Below are 17,344 nucleotides of genomic sequence, written 5' to 3'. Positions count from 1 at the left end.
CGCCCCGGTCGGCGCCGGTCCCCTCCGGCGCTCTCCGGCTCTCACGCGCGGGTGCAGTCGCCGCCCGGAGGACCTGTGTCGTCCTGCCCCCTTGCCCCGCGGGCCCACGTGCCACGGCCCGCCCCCTCCCACCGGCCGCCCACCCGCGCCCGGACGCGGCCGGTATGCGCCCTGGCCTGGGCCGTCCTGGCCGTCCTGATCCTGATGTCGGCGCAGTGCGTCGGTGAGCTGACGCACGTGACGGCGCCGCCCACCGGCGGCGTCGCCGGTACGCCCCGATCACTGTCGTCGCCCGACGACCACCGCACCGCGCAGGCCCTCGACCTCACCGAGGCGCCCGGCGGCTGTTCCGTCACCGACTCGCCCGGTGCCGGGACCACGCCCACGTCCGCCCGGGCCCTGCCGCACGCGACCCCGACGGCCGTCCCCGCGCTCCCCGCCGGACGTCCCGTCGACACACTGCCGACCGGCGCCGCGCGCGGCCGGATACCGGACGTCGGCCGCACCGTACCCGAGGCCCTCTGCAGGTGGCTGATCTAGGAGCCGCCTCAGCGGCCGGCCCCGGCCGGTCCGCCGCGCGGCGCCCCGACGCGCGCCCCTGCGCGCCGCGACGCGCGCCGCGCGAGACGACATCCCACACCGCTTCGTCAGCGAATGAGAGCGAATCGATGCACTCCGCGACCACGAGTGACTTCACGCCCGCGGGCCCCGGCCTGCAAGGGCTCGTCGGCAACACCCCCGTCCTGCGCGTCTCCCAGCCCTTCACCCCGCCCGACCGGGGCTTCTGGGCCAAACTCGAAGGCTTCAACCCGGGCGGCATCAAGGACAGGCCCGGCCTCCACATGGTCGAACGGGCCCGCGCCCGCGGCGAACTGCGGCCCGGACGCCCCGTCGTCGAGTCGACCAGCGGCACCCTCGGCCTCGGCCTCGCCCTGGCCGGAATGGTCCACGGACACCCCGTCACCCTCGTCACCGACCCGGGCCTCGAACCGTCGATGACCCGGCTCCTCGCCGCGTACGGCGCGACCGTCGACGTCGTGCCCGAGCCGCACCCCACCGGCGGCTGGCAGCAGGCCCGCCGCGACCGGGTCGCCGAACACCTCGCGCGCGAGCCCGGCGCCTGGTGCCCCGACCAGTACGGCAACCCCGACAACGTCTCCGCGTACACCCCGCTCGCCCTGGAGATCGCCGCCCAGCTCGGCCACATCGACGTCCTCGTGTGCAGCGTCGGGACCGGAGGCCACTCCGCCGGGATCTCCCGCGTCCTGCGCCAGCTCTACCCGGACCTGCGCCTGGTCGGCGTCGACACCGTCGGCTCCACCATCTTCGGACAGCCCGCAAGGACCCGGCTCATGCGCGGCCTCGGCTCCAGCATCTACCCGCGGAACGTGGCGTACGGGAACTTCAGCGAGGTGCACTGGGTGGCGCCCGCCGAATCGGTGTGGGCGTGCCGCCAGTTGGCCACCTCGCACTACGCCACCGGCGGCTGGAGCGTCGGCGCGGTCGCCCTCGTGGCCGGGTGGGTCGCCCGGACCGAGCCCCGCGACACCCGGATCGCCGCGGTCTTCCCCGACGGCCCCCAGCGGTACCTGGAGACGGTCTACAACGACGAGTACTGCGCCGCGCACGGCCTCCTCGGCACCACCCCGGCGCCCGAGCCGGACGTGGTGGGCCGCCCGGACGAGAAGGAGGTCACCCGCTGGTCACGCTGCACGCGCGTGATCGACCCGCTGCGTGCCACGGAAGGCGGCGACCGATGAAGGGGACCGTCGCGCAGGTGCGCTCCTACGACCGGAGCGTCCAGCTGCTTCTGGCCAACCAGTTCACCATCAACCTCGGCTTCTACATGCTGATGCCGTATCTGGCCCAGCACCTGTCCGGCTCGCTCGGCCTCGCGGGCTGGGTCGTCGGACTCGTGCTCGGCGTGCGGAACTTCAGCCAGCAGGGCATGTTCCTCGTCGGCGGCACCCTCGCCGACCGGTTCGGCTACAAACCGCTGATCGTCGCGGGCTGCGTCCTGCGCACCGTCGGCTTCGCCACGCTCGGCCTGGTGGACTCGGTGCCCGCGCTCCTCGCGGCGTCCGCGGCCACCGGCTTCGCGGGCGCCCTGTTCAACCCCGCCGTACGGGCCTACCTCGCCGCGGACGCGGGGGAGCGCAGGGTCGAGGCCTTCGCGCTGTTCAACGTCTTCTACCAGGCGGGCATCCTGCTCGGCCCGCTCGTCGGCATGCTGCTCACCGGCGTCGACTTCAAGATCACCTGCCTCGTGGCGGCGGCGATCTTCGCCGTCCTGAGCGCCGTACAGATCCGGTCCCTGCCGCAGCGCAAGGCCGAGGCACCGGCGGGCGGCGCGCGCGAGACGGTCCTCTCGCAGTGGCGCGGGGTGCTCGCCAACCGGTCGTTCCTGCTCTTCTCCACGGCCATGATCGGCTCGTACGTCCTGTCCTTCCAGGTGTACCTCGCGCTGCCGCTCGAAGCGCGCCGCGTCGGCGGCGACGGCGAGTCCGGCACCGTCGCCGTGGCGCTGCTCTTCGCCGCGTCGGGCCTCACCACGATCCTCGGCCAGACCCGGGTCACCGCCTGGTGCAAGCAACGCCTGGAACCCGGCCAGGCGTTGACCTGGGGACTTGTGATCATGGGTGCGGCGTTCCTGCCGCTGCTCGCGGCGACGCCGTTCACGGTGCCCGACGACGGCGCCGGACGCTGGCTGCTCGCCGCCGTCCCGCCGGTCCTCGCGGCCCTCATGCTGGCCGTGGGCACGATGATCGCGTACCCCTTCGAGATGGACACCATCGTCCGGCTCTCCGGCGACCGCCTCGTCGCCACCCACTACGGCCTGTACAACACCATCTGCGGCATCGGCATCACCCTGGGCAATCTGCTCACCGGGGCGGCCCTCGACGCGGCCCGCTCGGCGGGCATGTCCGCGCTGCCCTGGCTGGCGCTGCTCGTCGTGGGCCTCGCCTGCGCGGCATCCCTGTACGGCCTGCACCGCGGGGGCCGGCTCGCGCTGCCCGAGCCCGCCGAGGCGCGCCCCGCGACGGCCTGACCTTCTCTCGTCCGCGCGACGGGGGCGGGTGGCACCCGCGCCACCCGTCCCCGTCCCGAGCGCGCCCGCATCCCTGGAGACCGCATGTTCAACGCCGCCCCACCGGGCCCGGCCGGCCTGGACCTCAGGCCGTTCCGCGCCGTCCGCTACAACCCCGAACACGTCGGCGACCTGTCCGGCGTCATCTGCCCGCCGTACGACGACCTGCCGCCCGCCCACGCCCGCTCCCTGCGCGTCCGCCCCCACCACGTCAGCCGGCTCCTGTACGCGGACGACCCGCGCGCCGCGCTCGGCCAGCTGCGCCGCTGGCTGGGCCGCGGCGTGCTGCGCCGCGACGACACCCCCGCCCTCTACCTCTACGAACAGCGCGACGACCGACAGGTCGTGCAGCGCGGGCTCATCGGGGAGCTGCGGCTGCCCGCGGCACCGCTGCTGCCCCACGAAGCGGTGCGGCCCCACGAGGTGCGCAGGCACGCCGCGTTGATGGCGGGGCTGCGCGCCCAGCTGGAACCCCTGTTGATCGCGTGCCGTCCGGCGGACCGTACGCTGTCCGACCTGGCGGACCGCCTCGTCCGCAGGCCGCCGCACGCCGTGGCCCGCACCGGCCGCGTCACGCACCGGCTGTGGGCCTGCACGGACCCGTCCGCACAGCAGGCCCTCGTCCGGGGCCTGGCCGCCGGGCCCGCCCTCATCGCCGACGGGCACCACCGGCACGCCGCGGCCCGCCAGCTCGTGGACGGGGACAGGCCCGAGTTCACCGGATTCTTCGGCGGGGCGCTCGCCCTCGTCGTGGACACCGTGGCGCATCCGCTGCGGCTGACCGCGATCCACCGGGTGCTGCCCGGACTCGACGCGGCGAAGGCCGCCGTCGCGGCGGCCGACGTGGCGCGCGTACGGCGACTGCCGGACGGCCCACGGCAACCGCGCCCGGGCGAACTGGTCCTCACCGGAGGCGGCAGGGCCTGGGCGGTCACCGATATCGAACCGCGTGCGCTGAGCGAGGCCCTGGCCGGACAGCCGGAGCCCTGGCACCGTCTCCCGGTCGCGGCGGCCGACCACCTCCTGATCGGCCGGGCCCTCGCGGTGCCGGATCTGCCCGGCGCGATACGGCACGTACACGGCGTCGAGCGCGCGATCGCGGCGGTGGCACCGCCCGACGGCGGCACCGCGCTCCTGCTGCCGCCGCTGGGCGAGCCCACCGTGTGGGAGGTCGCGGCCCAGGGCGTCCTGCTGCCCCGGAAGTCCACCGCGTTCGGGCCGAAGCCCGCGTCCGGACTCGCCCTGCGCGTCGCGGAGGCCGCGGCCCACCGCTGAGCGGTGCACGCCCCCCTGGCCCGGCCAAGGGGGGCGTGGTCCTCAGATCAGCTTGGGCAGACCGAGGTTGTTGACGAGGGGCCCCTCGATGGTGATGCCCTCGGTGATGAGGGATTCGGGGGCGGGCACGAGCGGTGCCGGGTTCGCCGGGGCGTGTGCCGCGGTCGGCGCGTGGCTGACGGCGGCGGCCGGGGCGGTGATCGCCGCGGTGAGAGCGAGGGTGGCGAACAGGACGGCGGTCAGGCGACGGGGCATGAAGTCCCTTTCTTCCGTGCGGGGTTCCCCGGGAGAGCCGGGGCGCCGAGATGGCTGCCCACGCGGGCTCCGGCGGATGCGTGCGGTCCCTCGTACGAGGGGCGGCCCTGCCGTGCGGACGGGCTTCTCACCCCACTCGCCGCAGCGCCTTCTCGCGCCGCTTGGCCACGCTCGACCCCGACTCGCGCCGCGCCATCCGGCGCAGGACGACCGGCGCCACGAGCAGCCCGAGCACCGCCCAGGCCCCGAGCACGCCGACGGTCTCCAGATGGCGCCAGGCGCCGCCGATCTCGACCTCGGCCGCGGCGTCCGGCAGCAGGGCCGAGCGCATGCCGAGGCCGAGCCAGTAGACGGGGAAGACCTGGGCGACCGCCTGCAGCCAGTCGGGCAGCGAGGTGACGGGGTAGAAGATGCCGGAGACCGCGATCAGGCCGAGCACCGGCAGCTGGATCAGGCCCTGGCTGCGGGCGCTGGGGAAGAGGGAGCCCAGGACGGCGCCGATCGGCAGGGTCGCGACCAGACCGAGGACGAGCACCCAGACCAGCGTCAGCCAGGAGCCCGCGCTGCGGGCGGCGAGCCCGTCGATGAGGAGCATGCCGGGTACGAGCAGGATCGCGAGGTCGGCGACGAGCCCGCCCGCGACCGAGATGACCTTGCCGACCAGATAGCCCCGCATGCCGTTCGGTGTCGCCTTGGCGCGCAACAGCGTGCCGTCCTCGCGCTCGGCGGTGAGGATCTGGCTCATGCTGACCATGCCCATGGCGGCGTTCATGCCGAGGATGCCGGGCAGCGCCAGCGTGCCGAGCAGCAGCCCGCTCGCCCCGAACTCCCGGTCACGCAGGAAGTACAGGGTGATCAGCATCAGCGTCGGCCACAGCAGGTGCGACACCAGGTCGCCGCCGTTGGTGAACGACTGACGGAGCTCGATCACACCGCGGCGGCCCCCGGCCCGCAGCGCCGTGACGGCCGGAGTCGCCTTGACCGGAGTCGCCTTGACCGGAGCCGATGTGACCGGAGTCGCTTTGAGCAGCCTCATCGGACCGTGACCTCCCTCGGCTCGTCGGCATCGGCGGGGCCGTACGCCGCCTCCTGTGCCTCGCGCACCAGAGCCATGTACGTGTCCTCAAGGGACGCCCGCCGCACTTCGAGGCCGCCGATCGCCTCGCCGTGCTCGTGGAACAACCCCCGTACGAACGCGGTCGCATCGGAGGTGGCGTGCGCGAACGGCCGCCCGCCGCACGTCCAGCGCACCTCGTCCCGGCCCGCGATGCGCCGCGCGAGGTCGGAGGCGGTGCCGTCCGCGACGACCCGGCCGCCGGACAGGATCACGATGCGGTCGGCGAGCTTCTCCGCCTCGGCGAGGTCGTGCGTGGTGAGCAGGATCGTGGTGCGATGGTCGGCCGCGAGACCGTGGACCAGGGCGTGGAACTCGTAGCGGGCGCGCGGGTCGAGGCCCGCCGTGGGCTCGTCGAGGAACAGCACCTCGGGGCGGCCCACGAGCCCGATCGCCACGTCGAGGCGGCGCCGCTGGCCGCCCGAGAGCGTCCCGACCTTGTGGTCGGCAAGCTCCGACAGGCCCACGGACGCGAGGAGTTCGCCGGTGTCCCAGGGGCGGGGCAGCGTGGCCGTGGCGTACGGGGCGTAGTACGTACCGAGGTGCGTGAGCAGTTCGCGCACGCGCCATTTGCCGTGGTCGCGCCACGACTGCAGGACGACGCCGAGCCGGGCCCGCCATCGCTCGTCGCCGCCCGCCGGATCGGTGCCGAGCACCCGCACCCGGCCCGCCGAGCGCATCCGGAAGCCCTCCAGGATCTCGATCGTGGTCGTCTTGCCCGCGCCGTTCGGCCCCAGCAGGGCGAGCACCTCGCCGTGGCGGGCGTGGAACGTCACGTCGCGCAGGACGTCGGTCGTGCCGTAGCGCATGCGCAGCCCGCCGACATCGAGTGCGGCATCGAGCGCGACGTCGTGTGCGACGGCGCCTGCGTCTTCGCCGTTCGTCGTCATGAGTCCACCGTCCTTTGAACGGCTTCGAAAGCTACGTTGCGTTTACAGGCGAGGCAATCAATCTGAAGGGCCTGAACGACTTCATGCTGCGCAGAACCACCCATTCATTGCAATGGAGTTGTGCGTGAACGCAATGCGCCCTCGCAGCCGTTGCAATGAGCTGATCGTGAACGCATACTGTCCGGACCGGCAGCAGGCGGCCGGTGGGCGGCGGTGCGCACGGAAGGCGGAGGCGGATGCCCGGTGGCAGGCTGACCCACGAGGAGCGGCAGCGGGTGGCGGCCGGGCTCGCCGAAGGGCTCGGGTACGCGGAGATCGCGCGGCGGCTCGGCAGGCCGACGTCGACCGTCAGCAGGGAAGTGGCGCGCAACGGCGGCCCCCGCGCCTATCGGGCCGACCACGCCCATCACGCCACCGCCCGCCGTGCCCGCCGGTCCGCGTCCCCCGCCGGACCGCCCGTCGCGCCGCCCGCCGCCGTCGACGCGCACGGGCGCGACCCGGAGTCGGTGCGCGCCTTCGTGGAGCAGTTCGCCGAGCTGATGGTGCACACCGGCCTGCCGCGGATGGCGGCCCGCGTGCTCGCGTGCCTCGTCACCACCGACTCCGGGGTGCTGACCGCCGCCGACCTGGTGCGGCGGTTGCGGGTCAGCCCCGCGTCGGTCTCCAAGGCCGTCGCGTACCTGGAGCGCCTGGAACTGGTGCGGCGCGAGCGGGGCTCCGGCGAGCGGCGCGAGCGGTACGTCATCGACGACGACGTATGGCTGCGCACCTGGGTGACGAGCGCCAAGGCCCACGCGATGATGGCGGACACCGCCCGGTTCGGCGCCGACGTCTTCGACGCCACCACACCCGCGGGCGCCCGCCTGGACCATATGCGGCGGTTCTTCACGAGCCTCAGCGACGACATGGCCGGGGGCACCACCGCGGCCGCCTTCGCCGACGCCCTGACGGTGCTCGCCGCCCTCGTGCACGCCGAAGTCCCCCTGGCCGTAAAGGAGGTGGCCGCGGCACTCGGCTGGTCGGAGGACCGGGTCGCCACGGCCCTGTACGACGCCGGGCAGCACCCGGACGTCGCCGACCCGGTGACACCCCGACGGAACGACGACGGGACGTACACGGTGGTGGCGCGGCGGGAGCGGCTCACCGCGGCCCAGCGCGCGGCCCTGCGGCGGCGCGCCCCCGAACGCTCTGAAGGGCAGTCGGCCACGCGAACCGGTGCCTAGGATGACCGTATGAATGCACTCGGTTCCGGGCGGCAACCGCCCGTGAAATTACCGGTGATAGCGATCGCGAGCGGCAAGGGCGGCGTGGGCAAGTCCACCGTCGCGGTGGCCCTCGGACGTGAACTGGTGCGCGCCGGGCGGAAGGTCGGCCTGGTCGACGCCGATCTGTCGGGCCCCGACGTGCCGCGCATCCTCGGCCTGCGGCGCGACGTCCCGGCGAGGTCGGTGACCATCGCCCGCTGGGCGCGCGACGGGCGGAGCTCCGGCATCGAGGCCGTGGAGGTCGACGGGCTCAAGGTCGCGTCGGCGGGGTTCCTGATGGCGGGCCACCAAGGGCTCGCCCTCGGCTCGCAGATGGGCGACCTGCTGCTCAGCCGCCTGGTGAACGACACCGACTGGGGCGATGTCGACGTCCTCGTCGTGGATCTGCCGCCCGGCGTCGGGCACACCCAGCAAGGGGTGCTCGGCGCCGTGGGCGACGTCGCGGTCGTCCTCGTCGTCACGCCCGCGGAGACCGCCCACCAGGACACGAGCCGCACGCTCAGCACCTTGCGGGAGCTGCGGGTGCCCGTCCTGGGAGGCGTGGAGAACATGGAGCACTTCGAGTGCCCCTGCTGCGGCGAGCGGACCGCCCTGCACCAGGCCGCGCCCGAGGAGCGCACCCTCTGGGCCCAGGGAGTCGACTGCCTCGCACGCCTTCCGTTCCGGCCCGACGCGAGCATCGACGGCGCCCGCCTCGCCCTCGTGCTCGACGCGGCGGACGACCACTTCGCGGCCTGAGACGAAGACGCAGGCCCTCGGTCCCGCGCACCCCGTCGACCCGGCCGGACGGTCGGCGCCGGGTCGACGGGCGGAGAGCCCGGTGCGGTACCGGGTCGATGCCGGAGACGCTAGCCGCGCGCCCCGCTCCCGCCGCGCAGCGGTCCCGCGCACGAGAACGCGGCGGTCGCCGCGCGCTCGTCGTCCCACACGACCGGCCGGTCGTAGTGGCACACCATGTCCGCGAGGTTGTCGAGCGCCGGGCGGGCCCGCTCCAGGAGGAAGTAGTCGACGGTGCCCGCCATGGACCGGCTCACCTGCTCCGGAGAGCTGCCGTCGTCGAGCCGGGCCGTGATCCGGCCGGTGCAGACGAAGCGGGGCAGGCTCGCCAGCGCGCCGGTGCGGCAGACCGCGTCGGACGAGGTGGCGGCGCGCAGCGCGCTCTGGACGTCCTGCGGGGTGGCGGCGGTGAGGCCGGCCGGGTCCGCGTACTGCGTCCTCGGCACGAACAGGTCGTCGTAGTGGGCGATCTGCTCGTCCAGATACGTGTCGTAGGCCCGCTGGAGCCCCGCGTCCCCGCCGAGCCGCTTGCGGAAGGCGTCGAAGCCGGGCACGTCACCGGCGCGCAGATACCCGTACATCTCCTCGAGGAGGTCCGGCCGCTGGGCGCCGAGCTGGGCGAAGAACGCGCCCGCGTAGCCGTAGAAGCGGAAGCCGTCGCGGTCGTACTCCGCGTGCAGCAGCTGATCGACCGTCATGCGCGGCCCGCCGCCCTGCGTGTCGCGGATGACGGAGCCGATGAGGTCCTTGCGGAGCCGGACGCCGTCGCCCCGCGTCGAACCGGCCAGGTACTCGGCCATGCCCTCGTCGAAGGCGGTCGTGCGGTCGCGCTCGTACCACGGGCCCTCGCCGAAGAAGCCGGGCACCGCCCACCGGCCGTTGAGATAGTGGACGTACTCGTGGCGGAAGAGCTCTTCGAGCGTGAGCCGCGAGTCCTCGGGGACGCGGCGCTGGTACGTGTAGAAGGTCGCGCCCTTCTCGATGTAGATGCCGCCGTTGTCGGTGCCCATGCCGTACAGGTACGGGTGGAACTTCTCGTAGTCGGCGCGGGAGGCGTACAGGCGGATGGTGAGGCTGGTGTTGGGGTCGCCGGTCAGTGGCGCCGCGGTGCCGAGGATGCGGTGGAACTGCGCCTTGACCTGGGCGGAGGCGTAGTAGAGCGGTCGCACGGTGGCGCTGTCCAGGGCGGTGCGGACCTTGATGCCGCCGTCCTCGTAGGCGTAGCCGCGCGGGAAGACCTCGGCCTCGACGTGCGAGCGGCAGGCGCGGAGGGCGGCGCACTCGTTGTGGTACTCCAGCCAGGACGCGAGCGAGAGCCAGGGCGTCGAGAGCCGCCCGAACCGCTTCTCGACGCCGGGGAACAACTCCTCGAGGTCGCGCACCAGTTGGTCCTTGAGCGGCGCCAGCGTGCTCAGCCTGCCGTACTCGGCGAGCCCGTCGCGGACCAGCCAGGAGTGGTCGGCCTTCAGATGGCCGTAGTCGGCGAAGCCGCGCAGCGCCGAGCGGTAGGCGGCGTCGGATCCGACGGCGGCCGCGAAGCCCCGGTCGGAGTTGGTCAGGCCGCGGTAGTTGATGACCAGGGCGTCCAGGGCGCTGGTGCGGTGGACCTTGCTGCGCCACTTGTCGGTGGAGCCGTCCATGGCGCGCAGCAGCTTGGTGAACAGCCCCAGATAGTGCTCGCGCACGCCGTCGGTGTCGAGAACGATCAGGAACTCGTGCATCGTGCCGCCGGCCGTGGCACTGTCGTCGAAGGCGTGCGGGTCGGCCGTGAACGCGTCGGCGGCCCGGCGCAGCGCGGCCCGGAAGTCCGCGCCGCCCAGGTCGATCTCGTCGTGGTACCAGTCGTGGTACACGGCGGCGTGCAGGAACCACCACAGCTCGTACAGATGACCCGAGTTGCTGTCGTCGTTGCCCGGCGCGACCTGCGTGATCCGGTCGAGGACGGCCCGTGCGTGCGCGGGCGTCAGGACGCGCGCGAGGTCCGCGTCGTACGTCCACACCAGCTGGCGCAGGCAGGTGTCGACGGTGACCGCGGGGTCGGACAGGAAGTCCACGAGCTGAGCGGGCGTCAGCCTGCCCACCTCGGCGCGGGTGCAGGGCACGGCCGTGGTCCGCGGTCCGCTCCGGCCCGGGGCCTTGCCGCGCGGTGCCGCGCCGAGGGACTTGCCCTCGGGGGTGACCGGCGCCGGGACCGTGGTGCGGGACACGGACGGGGCTTTGGCGAGCCGGTCGGCGTGGTTGCGCTCGTGCGGTGGTGCGGGTGCGGGTACGGCTGCGAGCTTGGGTGCGGGTGCGGGTGCGGGTGCGGGTGCGGGTGCTGCGGTCGTACGCGAGGGGCGAGCGGTGTCCGCGGGGCTCGCGGCCAGCGCCTGGCCGGGCGCGTGCCCGAGGCCGACGAGCAGGGCGAGCGCGGGCGCGGTGAGCGCGATCCTCCGTCTCAGGCGGAGGTGACGACGTCTCGATCCGGGCATGGGGCCTCCTCTTTCCTTGGTGGGGGCTTTCTTGGGACGTGGGAGGTCTGGATGCGTGATGCTGTATTCAGAACACTGAATGACAGCGACGCCCGCACAAGCTAGGACTCAACTCCCCGACGGGGAACGAGCGTTCAAGCCAACTACAGGAGGCACACCCGCATGCCGATCGAACGGCGCCCGCTGCGCGAGCAGGTCAAGGAGGAACTCCTGGAGCGCCTCGCCCGTGGCGAGTTCGTCACCGGTGAGACCGTCAACGAACTCCAGCTCGCCGCCGAACTCGGCGTCAGCCGCACCCCGTTGCGCGAGGCCCTCATCACCCTGGAGCGGGAGGGCGTGATCACCAGCGAGCGCGGCAAGGGATTCCGCTTCACCGCCATGAGCCCCGAGGAGTTCCGCGACCTCACGGTGATCGTCGCCGCCCTGGAGGCGCTGGCCCTGGAGCTCAGCGACCCCGCGCACCTGCGGTCGATCGCGCCCCGGCTGCGCGCCGACGCACGCGCCATCGCTGAACCGGGGGCCCCGGGCGACGCCGCGGAGCGCTACGAGGACGCCTGGCGCGACCTGCTCCTGTCCGGCTGCCCGAACGGACGGCTCCGCGACCACATCGCGTCGCTGAAGCTGACCACGCGCCGCTACCAGCGCCTGGTCGCGGGCGACCGGGACCTGCTCGCGCGCTCGGCCGCGGAGCACGAGCGCATCGCCGACCACCTGCTGCGCGACGACGTCCCGGGAGCGGTGGCGGCCCTGAAGGAGAACTGGACGAACGGTATGGAGCGGATCCTGAAGCGCCTCGAAGTCTGACGGCGGGGAGGGCCCCGATGAGGGCTCCGATATCAATACTTGCGCACGCGGCATATTGTGATAAAAGATAGGCGGCGCATGCAAGTATTATCGTCTCGCCAGCTGCCCTGGAGGCCTGACATGCGCGTCTTCATCACCGGAGCCACCGGCTACATCGGCGGCTCCCTCGCCGCCCGCCTGATCGAGGAGGGCCACGACGTGACGGGCCTCGCGCGCACGGAGGAGAAGGCGCGAGCCCTTCGCGCGCGCAGAATCACCCCTGTGCGAGGCACTCTTGACGATGCGTCAGCCCTGGCCGGGGCGGCCCGTGACGCCGACGCCGTGGTCAACGCGGCGGACAGCGACCACCGCGGCGCCGCCGAGAGCCTGATCGAGGCCCTCGCCGGCACGGACAAGCCGCTGCTGCACACCAGTGGCTCCAGCATCGTGGGCGACGACGCCCGGGGCGAGGCCGCGGACCGCACCTTCACCGAGGCCGACATCACCCCGGACGGTGCATGGCGGCCCGAGCCGGACAAAGCCCCGCGTGTGGCCATCGACCGGCTCGTGCTCGCCGCCGCCGAGCGCGGCATCCGGTCCGTGGTCCTGTGCAACACCCTCATCTACGGCCACGGTCGCGGGATGGCGCGCGACAGCGTGCAGCTCCCGCGGCTCGTCCGCCAGGCCCGTGCCACCGGAGTGGCCCGGCATGTCGGACCCGGGCGCAACATCTGGTCGACCGTCCACATCGACGACGTCACCGACCTCTACACCCTGGCTCTGAGTGCGGCCCCGGCCGGATCGTTCTACTTCGTCGAGAACGGCGAGGCGTCGTTCGCCGACCTGGCCCAGGCCGTCGCCGACGCCCTCGGCATCGGTGCCGCCGAGCCCTGGGGCATCGACGCGGCCATCCAGGAGTGGGGGTACGAGGTCGCCGTGTACGCCCTCGGGTCCAACAGCCGGGTCCGGGGCGCCCGGGCCCGCGCGGAGCTCGGCTGGAAGCCGCGCCACCCGTCCGCGGTGGAGTGGATCCGAGCCCACGCGATCCAGGCGCCGCCGATCTAGCGTGGAGGCATGGACCCGCTCACCGCGTTGGACGCCCGCGTCACCGGTTGCCGCGCCTGCCCGCGGTTGGTGGCCTGGCGGGAGGAGGTGGGACGGGTCAAGCGGGCCGCCTACCAGGACTGGACGTACTGGGCCCGGCCGGTGCCCGGGTTCGGGCCCGCGGACGCCCCGCTGCTGGTCATCGGGCTCGCCCCGGCCGCACACGGCGGCAACAGGACGGGCCGGATGTTCACCGGCGACCGGTCCGGCGACGTGCTGTACGCGGCGCTGCACGACCTGGGCCTCGCGTCGAGCCCGGTGTCGGTGTCCGTCGACGACGGCCTCACGCTGCGCGGCGTACGGGTGACCTCGCCGGTGCACTGTGCCCCGCCCGACAACAAGCCGACGCCGGGGGAGCGGGACACCTGCCGACCGTGGCTCGTACGGGAGTTGGAGCTGCTCGGGCCGCGGCTGCGGGCGGCGGTGGTCCTGGGGGCGTTCGGATGGCAGGCGGCGCTGCCGGCGTTCGCGGAGGCGGGATGGCGGGTGCCGAGACCACGGCCGCGGTTCGGGCACGGGGCGCGGGTGACCCTGGAGCCCGCCGTCGAGTCCGGGGCTCCCGGCCCCGTCACCCTGTACGGCTGCTTCCACGTCAGCCAACGCAACACGTTCACGGGCCGACTGACCCCGGCCATGCTCAGGGACGTCCTGAGGGAGGCGGCGGGCGAGGCACGCATTCCGCCGTACGCGCCTCCGGCCACGGCGGTGACCTGAAGGTGCCCCCCGGCTGACGCATCGCACCGCGCCGCCGTCACTGGACGGCACCACGGTGGGCAGGATGCGGAGGGCGGGTCCTGGCCGCCCTGGAGCCGCCCGGGGGAGCCGTCACCGCGGACTGGCTCATGGGTGCCCTCACCTCGGCTCCGCTGCCGCACGGCGTCCACCGCACCGCGGCAGGCACCGACCCCCTGATGACCCTGTGCACCGTGATCGCCGACCTGTCGGGCGGAAGCGTCCTGCTGCGCCACCGCGACGGGCGGACCGCGCAGCTCCCCCTGTCGGCCTTCACGGAATAGGCGGGGGCCGGGCCCGGATGGGTATGTTCCGCCGCGCCGGAGGGCACCACCACACTGCGCTCTGATGACATGCCCGGGCACGCACCCTGGAGGTGCATCGTGAACCGCGTACTCCGCCTGCTGCTCGGCCCAGGGAGGATGGCCGCCCCGCTGCGGGCCGAACTGGAGGCCGAGGGGCTCGTGCTTCTCGAGGAAGGGCTGCTCGGGTCGATCACCTTCCGGAACTACCGGGCGCGGCTCACCCGGATCTCGTACCGCAAGGAGCTGATCTCCGGCGCGATCGCCGTGACCGGCGGCCGCCTGGTGGTGTGGGTCAAGAGGAGCAAGCACATCGACATCCCGCTCGACGGCCCGTACCGGAAGCTGGTCCAGGCCACGGCCGAGGATCCGGGCCGACTCTGCCTCACCTACGACGCCGGGGCGCTGGACGACACCCGGTCGGGGCGGGTGGAGGTGCGCTTCCGTACGGCCGCGGCCCTGCGCGTGGCCGACCTGCTCGGCGGCTGAGCGGGTCGGCCGGGTGTGGGGCCGCGGCCGTACGGACAGTGGGCCTCGGCCGCGCGGGGCAGCGGGCGTCGCACGGAGCGCGGGCCTCGCCGCACGGGGTCAGCGGTCGGCCAGTCGCTGGCGGAGCTGTTCGCCGACCGACTCCTTGTCCTCCGCGGAGAGTTCGGACTCCTCCGCCTCCACGGCCGCCGCGGGATCCGGTGGCGCGGGCGCGCGCTGTTCCTTGAGGGCGGCGAGCAGCGCGTCGCGGGTGAGGGCGTCGTGGTGACGCCTCGCCGTGCTGACCGCCGCGAGGATGACCGCCATCTTGATGTCCCGCCCGGAGACGTCGGCGACATCGGCGAGCTCGTCGAGCGAGACGTCGTCGGCGACCGGCAGTTCGGCGGGCAGATGGGTCCGCCAGATCTGGCGCCGCGCCTCGCGGTCGGGCAGGTCGAAGTCGACGTGCAGCAGCCGGGACTCGACCGCGGTGTCGTAGCTGTGCGGCAGATTGCTGGCGAAGATCACCAGGCCCTGGAAGGTGTCGAGGGCGATGAGCAGTTCCGTGCGCATCGAGTTGATGGCGCTCTCCGCGGCCTGCTGGGGCTGGGCGAACCGGCGCGACAGGAGCGACTCGGCCTCGTCGATGAACAGGACGGCGTTCTGCTCCTTGGCCGTGGCGAACAGGGCCGACAGGTTCTTGGGCCCGTCGCCGTGGTACTTGCTCTCCAGGTCGGACAGGCGGCAGGACAGGACGCGCCGGCCGAGGCGGTGCGCGATGGCGTGCGCGGCCATGGTCTTCCCGGTCCCGGGCGGGCCGCGGAAGTTGACGGCCGTGGACGGGTTGGGCTCGATCGAGCGGAGGTTCCAGGTGTCGAAGACGAGCGGGGCCACTTCGACGAGCGAGACGCAGTCGAGCAGACGACTGGTGGTCGCCTCGGGCAGCACCAGCTGGTCGAAGCGGTAGAGCGGCTCGACCGTCGAGAAGGCGGGGCGGTGCTCGTGCTCGTCCGGTTCCTGTCCCGGCGCGGACTGTCCCGGCGCGGACTGCCCCGGGGCGAGCTGTCCCGGAGCGGGCTGTCCGGGCGTGAACTGCCCTGGTACGGCGGGCAGGTCACCGTATCCCGCGCTGATCGTGAACGGGCCGGGCCGGTACCGGCTGATGACGTCGCCGAGCAGCGCGAAGAGCCGCACCCGGAACTTCACCAGCTCCTGCTCCGGCACGTGCGCGGGAAAGCCGCTCAGGAAGAGCCGCGGCGCGGACCAGGAGTCACCGTCGGGCGCCTTCCGGCCCTGCTCAGGTGTGGACACGGATGACGCCCCCCGACGTGCGGAGCCTGCGGGCGAGTTCGGGATCGAGGGCGTGGGCGTCCCAGATCTGCGTGGCCGTCATGACGCCGTTCGGTGCGAAGACCCCGCCGACGACGTGGTAGTCACCGGTGGCCAGGCGGTTGGACAGGATCTCCGCGTAGCCGCCCCGCATGGCCTGCGCGGAGACCCAGGAGTCCACCATGTCCCAGGTCACCTGGGCCAGTACGGCTCCCGCGGCGAAACCGCCCGCCATGAGGAGCAGGATGAGGCTGATGGGTTCCACCGGCGTCCCTCACGTATAGACGACGAGGCCGCGGCCCGCCTGGTGGTTGTACACCACATCGGCGTCGGGCTGGCGTGCGCTGGCGAGCGCGCGGGCCTCGATCACCCGGCCGGTGCGCTCGTCGAAGAAGCCCTGCACGATGCGGGTGGTCGCGCTCGCGGGCGTCTTGTCGAAGACGCCGCTCACCTTCGCGTAGTCCTTGTTGGCGATGCGCTCCGCGAGCGAGAAGGCGATCGCATTCGAGCTCGACGCCTTGATCCTGCCACGGGCCCGGAACCATTCCGTGATGATTTCCACGGTGATGGACACGATCACCACTGCGATATACCCGAAGAAGGCGATCGCGGCGATGAGGGAGAGTGGATCCATTTTTTCCGCCTTCGACACTGTTCGTTTCTGACTGTTTTTCATGTGCTTCTGCTCACCCGTGGCGCCGGAACCACCGGTTCAGTTCTGCGCTGTCGATCCGCCGGTCGGCGCGGCGCTTGTTATGGGCCCGCAGGGCGGCGAGAAGCAGGGTCGCCGCGACGGCCGCCCCGGCGGCCAGAGCCACCCATTTCCACATGGATTCCTCCTGCGCGGAGCTACGTGGATCTACCTGGATCTACCTGGACCTGCGTGGATCTCCGTGGAGCTACTCGAAGATGATGAGTTTCCGCCCGGCCAGCATGTTCCTGAGCTCCACGTCCAGCTGCCGCGCCACCACGTACCTGCCGTACGGCGCCCCTGAGGGCATCAGGCACGGCCGGTTCGCCCGGTCGACGAACAACTGGAGGCAGGGAATCCTGGAAGGGGACCCCGCCTGGGTGAGGAGGGCGCCGTGGTGCACCTGCGGCACCGGAGGGCGCTCCTCGACGAAATAGCGGACTATCTCGTCGAAGCTGAGGACGTCCACATGCAGCGGGCGTGGCACCTGTGCCCTTTTGATCGCCGCGCTGCCGAGCAGTTCGAGAACTCCTACGATGAGTTCCGTGGCGTCCGGCTGAACTTCCGGTGACCACGGCCGAAGACGGCGCGTACGCCGAGAATGTGAGTCATACGAAGACGGATCATCCGTCATGTCATCAACCCCCCAGGACTCCAGAACCCCCAAGTCTGGATATCCAGGTGAGCGAGTGTAGCGACGAAAGCCCTTTCCTGTACCCGTCTTTTTCGAGGGAATTATTGTGCGATTCCTTATGGGGCTGCGGGGGTTGCGGGGGCTGCGGTGACGATGGGGGGCGCCC

Annotated in this window: 20 protein-coding genes; 11 read left to right on the top strand and 9 right to left on the bottom strand. The window is 72.8% G+C overall.

Annotated elements, in window-relative coordinates; genetic code table 11:
• Positions 1-75 precede the first annotated feature (75 nt).
• The 4 genes from ACFWZ5_RS00955 (at position 76) to ACFWZ5_RS00940 (ending at position 4,363) form a co-directional block, all read left to right on the top strand.
• Complete coding sequence (locus ACFWZ5_RS00955; protein WP_384786012.1) at positions 76-540, top strand: hypothetical protein; 465 nt, start codon at positions 76-78, stop codon at positions 538-540.
• A 128-nt stretch (positions 541-668) separates the two neighbouring features.
• Positions 669-1,760 (top strand): PLP-dependent cysteine synthase family protein, encoded by a 1,092-nt coding sequence (locus ACFWZ5_RS00950; RefSeq protein WP_384786009.1) that lies wholly within the window; start codon positions 669-671, stop codon positions 1,758-1,760.
• A complete protein-coding gene (locus ACFWZ5_RS00945; RefSeq protein ID WP_384786006.1) occupies positions 1,757-3,049 on the top strand; it encodes an MDR family MFS transporter in 1,293 nt (430 codons plus the stop codon). The genes ACFWZ5_RS00950 and ACFWZ5_RS00945 overlap by 4 nt, the downstream gene beginning before the upstream one ends.
• An 84-nt stretch (positions 3,050-3,133) precedes the next feature.
• Complete coding sequence (locus ACFWZ5_RS00940) at positions 3,134-4,363, top strand: DUF1015 family protein (protein WP_384786003.1); 1,230 nt, start codon at positions 3,134-3,136, stop codon at positions 4,361-4,363.
• A gap of 42 nt (positions 4,364-4,405) precedes the next feature.
• Here the strand turns inward: ACFWZ5_RS00940 and ACFWZ5_RS00935 are convergent, their stop codons facing one another.
• The 3 genes from ACFWZ5_RS00935 to ACFWZ5_RS00925 form a co-directional block, all read right to left on the bottom strand.
• Positions 4,406-4,618 carry a hypothetical protein gene (locus ACFWZ5_RS00935; protein WP_384786000.1) on the bottom strand — a complete coding sequence of 71 codons (213 nt, stop codon included), beginning with the start codon at positions 4,616-4,618 and terminating at the stop codon, positions 4,406-4,408.
• Positions 4,619-4,745: 127 nt separating this feature from the next.
• On the bottom strand, positions 4,746-5,654 hold the full coding sequence (locus tag ACFWZ5_RS00930) for an ABC transporter permease (RefSeq protein ID WP_384785997.1): 909 nt from the start codon (positions 5,652-5,654) through the stop codon (positions 4,746-4,748).
• The gene (locus tag ACFWZ5_RS00925) at positions 5,651-6,622 is read right to left on the bottom strand and encodes an ABC transporter ATP-binding protein (protein WP_384785994.1); all 972 of its coding nucleotides are present in this window, start codon (positions 6,620-6,622) and stop codon (positions 5,651-5,653) included. Before ACFWZ5_RS00925 ends, ACFWZ5_RS00930 begins: the two co-directional genes overlap by 4 nt.
• Positions 6,623-6,858: 236 nt before the next feature.
• Between ACFWZ5_RS00925 and ACFWZ5_RS00920 the strand changes: the two genes are divergently transcribed.
• Positions 6,859-7,845, top strand: coding sequence for a MarR family transcriptional regulator (locus ACFWZ5_RS00920; protein WP_384785991.1), 987 nt, complete (start codon positions 6,859-6,861; stop codon positions 7,843-7,845).
• Between the two features lie 54 nt (positions 7,846-7,899).
• Complete coding sequence (locus ACFWZ5_RS00915) at positions 7,900-8,625, top strand: P-loop NTPase (RefSeq protein WP_384785988.1); 726 nt, start codon at positions 7,900-7,902, stop codon at positions 8,623-8,625.
• Positions 8,626-8,735: 110 nt separating this feature from the next.
• Here the strand turns inward: ACFWZ5_RS00915 and ACFWZ5_RS00910 are convergent, their stop codons facing one another.
• Positions 8,736-11,135 carry a collagenase gene (locus ACFWZ5_RS00910; RefSeq protein WP_384785984.1) on the bottom strand — a complete coding sequence of 800 codons (2,400 nt, stop codon included), beginning with the start codon at positions 11,133-11,135 and terminating at the stop codon, positions 8,736-8,738.
• Between the two features lie 162 nt (positions 11,136-11,297).
• Between ACFWZ5_RS00910 and ACFWZ5_RS00905 the strand changes: the two genes are divergently transcribed.
• The 5 genes from ACFWZ5_RS00905 to ACFWZ5_RS00885 all read left to right on the top strand — a co-directional run bounded on the left by ACFWZ5_RS00905 (position 11,298) and on the right by ACFWZ5_RS00885 (position 14,545).
• On the top strand, positions 11,298-11,939 hold the full coding sequence (locus ACFWZ5_RS00905; protein ID WP_384785981.1) for a GntR family transcriptional regulator: 642 nt from the start codon (positions 11,298-11,300) through the stop codon (positions 11,937-11,939).
• A 120-nt stretch (positions 11,940-12,059) separates the two neighbouring features.
• Positions 12,060-12,983: an NAD-dependent epimerase/dehydratase family protein gene (locus ACFWZ5_RS00900; protein ID WP_384785978.1), complete on the top strand. Its 924-nt coding sequence runs from the start codon at positions 12,060-12,062 to the stop codon at positions 12,981-12,983.
• Positions 12,984-12,992: 9 nt separating this feature from the next.
• Positions 12,993-13,736, top strand: coding sequence for a uracil-DNA glycosylase (locus ACFWZ5_RS00895; protein WP_384785976.1), 744 nt, complete (start codon positions 12,993-12,995; stop codon positions 13,734-13,736).
• A gap of 128 nt (positions 13,737-13,864) precedes the next feature.
• Positions 13,865-14,038: a hypothetical protein gene (locus ACFWZ5_RS00890; RefSeq protein WP_384785973.1), complete on the top strand. Its 174-nt coding sequence runs from the start codon at positions 13,865-13,867 to the stop codon at positions 14,036-14,038.
• Positions 14,039-14,137: 99 nt separating this feature from the next.
• Positions 14,138-14,545, top strand: a complete 408-nt coding sequence (locus ACFWZ5_RS00885) for a hypothetical protein (RefSeq protein WP_384785971.1) — start codon at positions 14,138-14,140, stop codon at positions 14,543-14,545.
• A gap of 99 nt (positions 14,546-14,644) precedes the next feature.
• On the opposite strand, the gene ACFWZ5_RS00880 is transcribed toward ACFWZ5_RS00885, so the two are convergent.
• The 5 genes from ACFWZ5_RS00880 to ACFWZ5_RS00860 form a co-directional block, all read right to left on the bottom strand.
• Positions 14,645-15,835 (bottom strand): ATP-binding protein, encoded by a 1,191-nt coding sequence (locus ACFWZ5_RS00880; protein WP_384785968.1) that lies wholly within the window; start codon positions 15,833-15,835, stop codon positions 14,645-14,647.
• Positions 15,822-16,118: a hypothetical protein gene (locus tag ACFWZ5_RS00875; RefSeq protein WP_384785965.1), complete on the bottom strand. Its 297-nt coding sequence runs from the start codon at positions 16,116-16,118 to the stop codon at positions 15,822-15,824. The genes ACFWZ5_RS00880 and ACFWZ5_RS00875 overlap by 14 nt, the downstream gene beginning before the upstream one ends.
• Before the next feature lie 9 nt (positions 16,119-16,127).
• Entirely contained in the window at positions 16,128-16,529 is a 402-nt protein-coding gene (locus tag ACFWZ5_RS00870; RefSeq protein ID WP_384890062.1) for a hypothetical protein, read from the bottom strand.
• 10 nt (positions 16,530-16,539) lie between these two features.
• Entirely contained in the window at positions 16,540-16,683 is a 144-nt protein-coding gene (locus tag ACFWZ5_RS00865; RefSeq protein ID WP_384785960.1) for a hypothetical protein, read from the bottom strand.
• Between the two features lie 69 nt (positions 16,684-16,752).
• The gene (locus ACFWZ5_RS00860; protein WP_384785957.1) at positions 16,753-17,031 is read right to left on the bottom strand and encodes a hypothetical protein; all 279 of its coding nucleotides are present in this window, start codon (positions 17,029-17,031) and stop codon (positions 16,753-16,755) included.
• Positions 17,032-17,344 lie beyond the last annotated feature (313 nt).

This window comes from Streptomyces sp. NPDC059003, assembly GCF_042740445.1.
In the GTDB taxonomy this organism is placed as follows: Bacteria; Actinomycetota; Actinomycetes; order Streptomycetales; family Streptomycetaceae; genus Streptomyces.
The sequence above is the reverse complement of the archived record's forward strand: the minus strand, read 5'-3'. Positions and strand labels throughout refer to the sequence as shown.

What these genes read in the sequence shown, in the direction of transcription:
- ACFWZ5_RS00950 (WP_384786009.1), top strand. Translation starts at nt 669, where the DNA reads ATGCACTCCGCGACCACGAGTGACTTCACGCCCGCGGGCCCCGGCCTG.
- ACFWZ5_RS00945 (WP_384786006.1), top strand. Translation starts at nt 1,757, where the DNA reads ATGAAGGGGACCGTCGCGCAGGTGCGCTCCTACGACCGGAGCGTCCAG.
- ACFWZ5_RS00940 (WP_384786003.1), top strand. Translation starts at nt 3,134, where the DNA reads ATGTTCAACGCCGCCCCACCGGGCCCGGCCGGCCTGGACCTCAGGCCG.
- ACFWZ5_RS00935 (WP_384786000.1), bottom strand. Translation starts at nt 4,618, where the DNA reads ATGCCCCGTCGCCTGACCGCCGTCCTGTTCGCCACCCTCGCTCTCACC.
- ACFWZ5_RS00930 (WP_384785997.1), bottom strand. Translation starts at nt 5,654, where the DNA reads ATGAGGCTGCTCAAAGCGACTCCGGTCACATCGGCTCCGGTCAAGGCG.
- ACFWZ5_RS00925 (WP_384785994.1), bottom strand. Translation starts at nt 6,622, where the DNA reads ATGACGACGAACGGCGAAGACGCAGGCGCCGTCGCACACGACGTCGCG.
- ACFWZ5_RS00920 (WP_384785991.1), top strand. Translation starts at nt 6,859, where the DNA reads ATGCCCGGTGGCAGGCTGACCCACGAGGAGCGGCAGCGGGTGGCGGCC.
- ACFWZ5_RS00910 (WP_384785984.1), bottom strand. Translation starts at nt 11,135, where the DNA reads ATGCCCGGATCGAGACGTCGTCACCTCCGCCTGAGACGGAGGATCGCG.
- ACFWZ5_RS00905 (WP_384785981.1), top strand. Translation starts at nt 11,298, where the DNA reads ATGCCGATCGAACGGCGCCCGCTGCGCGAGCAGGTCAAGGAGGAACTC.
- ACFWZ5_RS00900 (WP_384785978.1), top strand. Translation starts at nt 12,060, where the DNA reads ATGCGCGTCTTCATCACCGGAGCCACCGGCTACATCGGCGGCTCCCTC.
- ACFWZ5_RS00895 (WP_384785976.1), top strand. Translation starts at nt 12,993, where the DNA reads ATGGACCCGCTCACCGCGTTGGACGCCCGCGTCACCGGTTGCCGCGCC.
- ACFWZ5_RS00890 (WP_384785973.1), top strand. Translation starts at nt 13,865, where the DNA reads ATGGGTGCCCTCACCTCGGCTCCGCTGCCGCACGGCGTCCACCGCACC.
- ACFWZ5_RS00870 (WP_384890062.1), bottom strand. Translation starts at nt 16,529, where the DNA reads ATGAAAAACAGTCAGAAACGAACAGTGTCGAAGGCGGAAAAAATGGAT.
- ACFWZ5_RS00865 (WP_384785960.1), bottom strand. Translation starts at nt 16,683, where the DNA reads ATGTGGAAATGGGTGGCTCTGGCCGCCGGGGCGGCCGTCGCGGCGACC.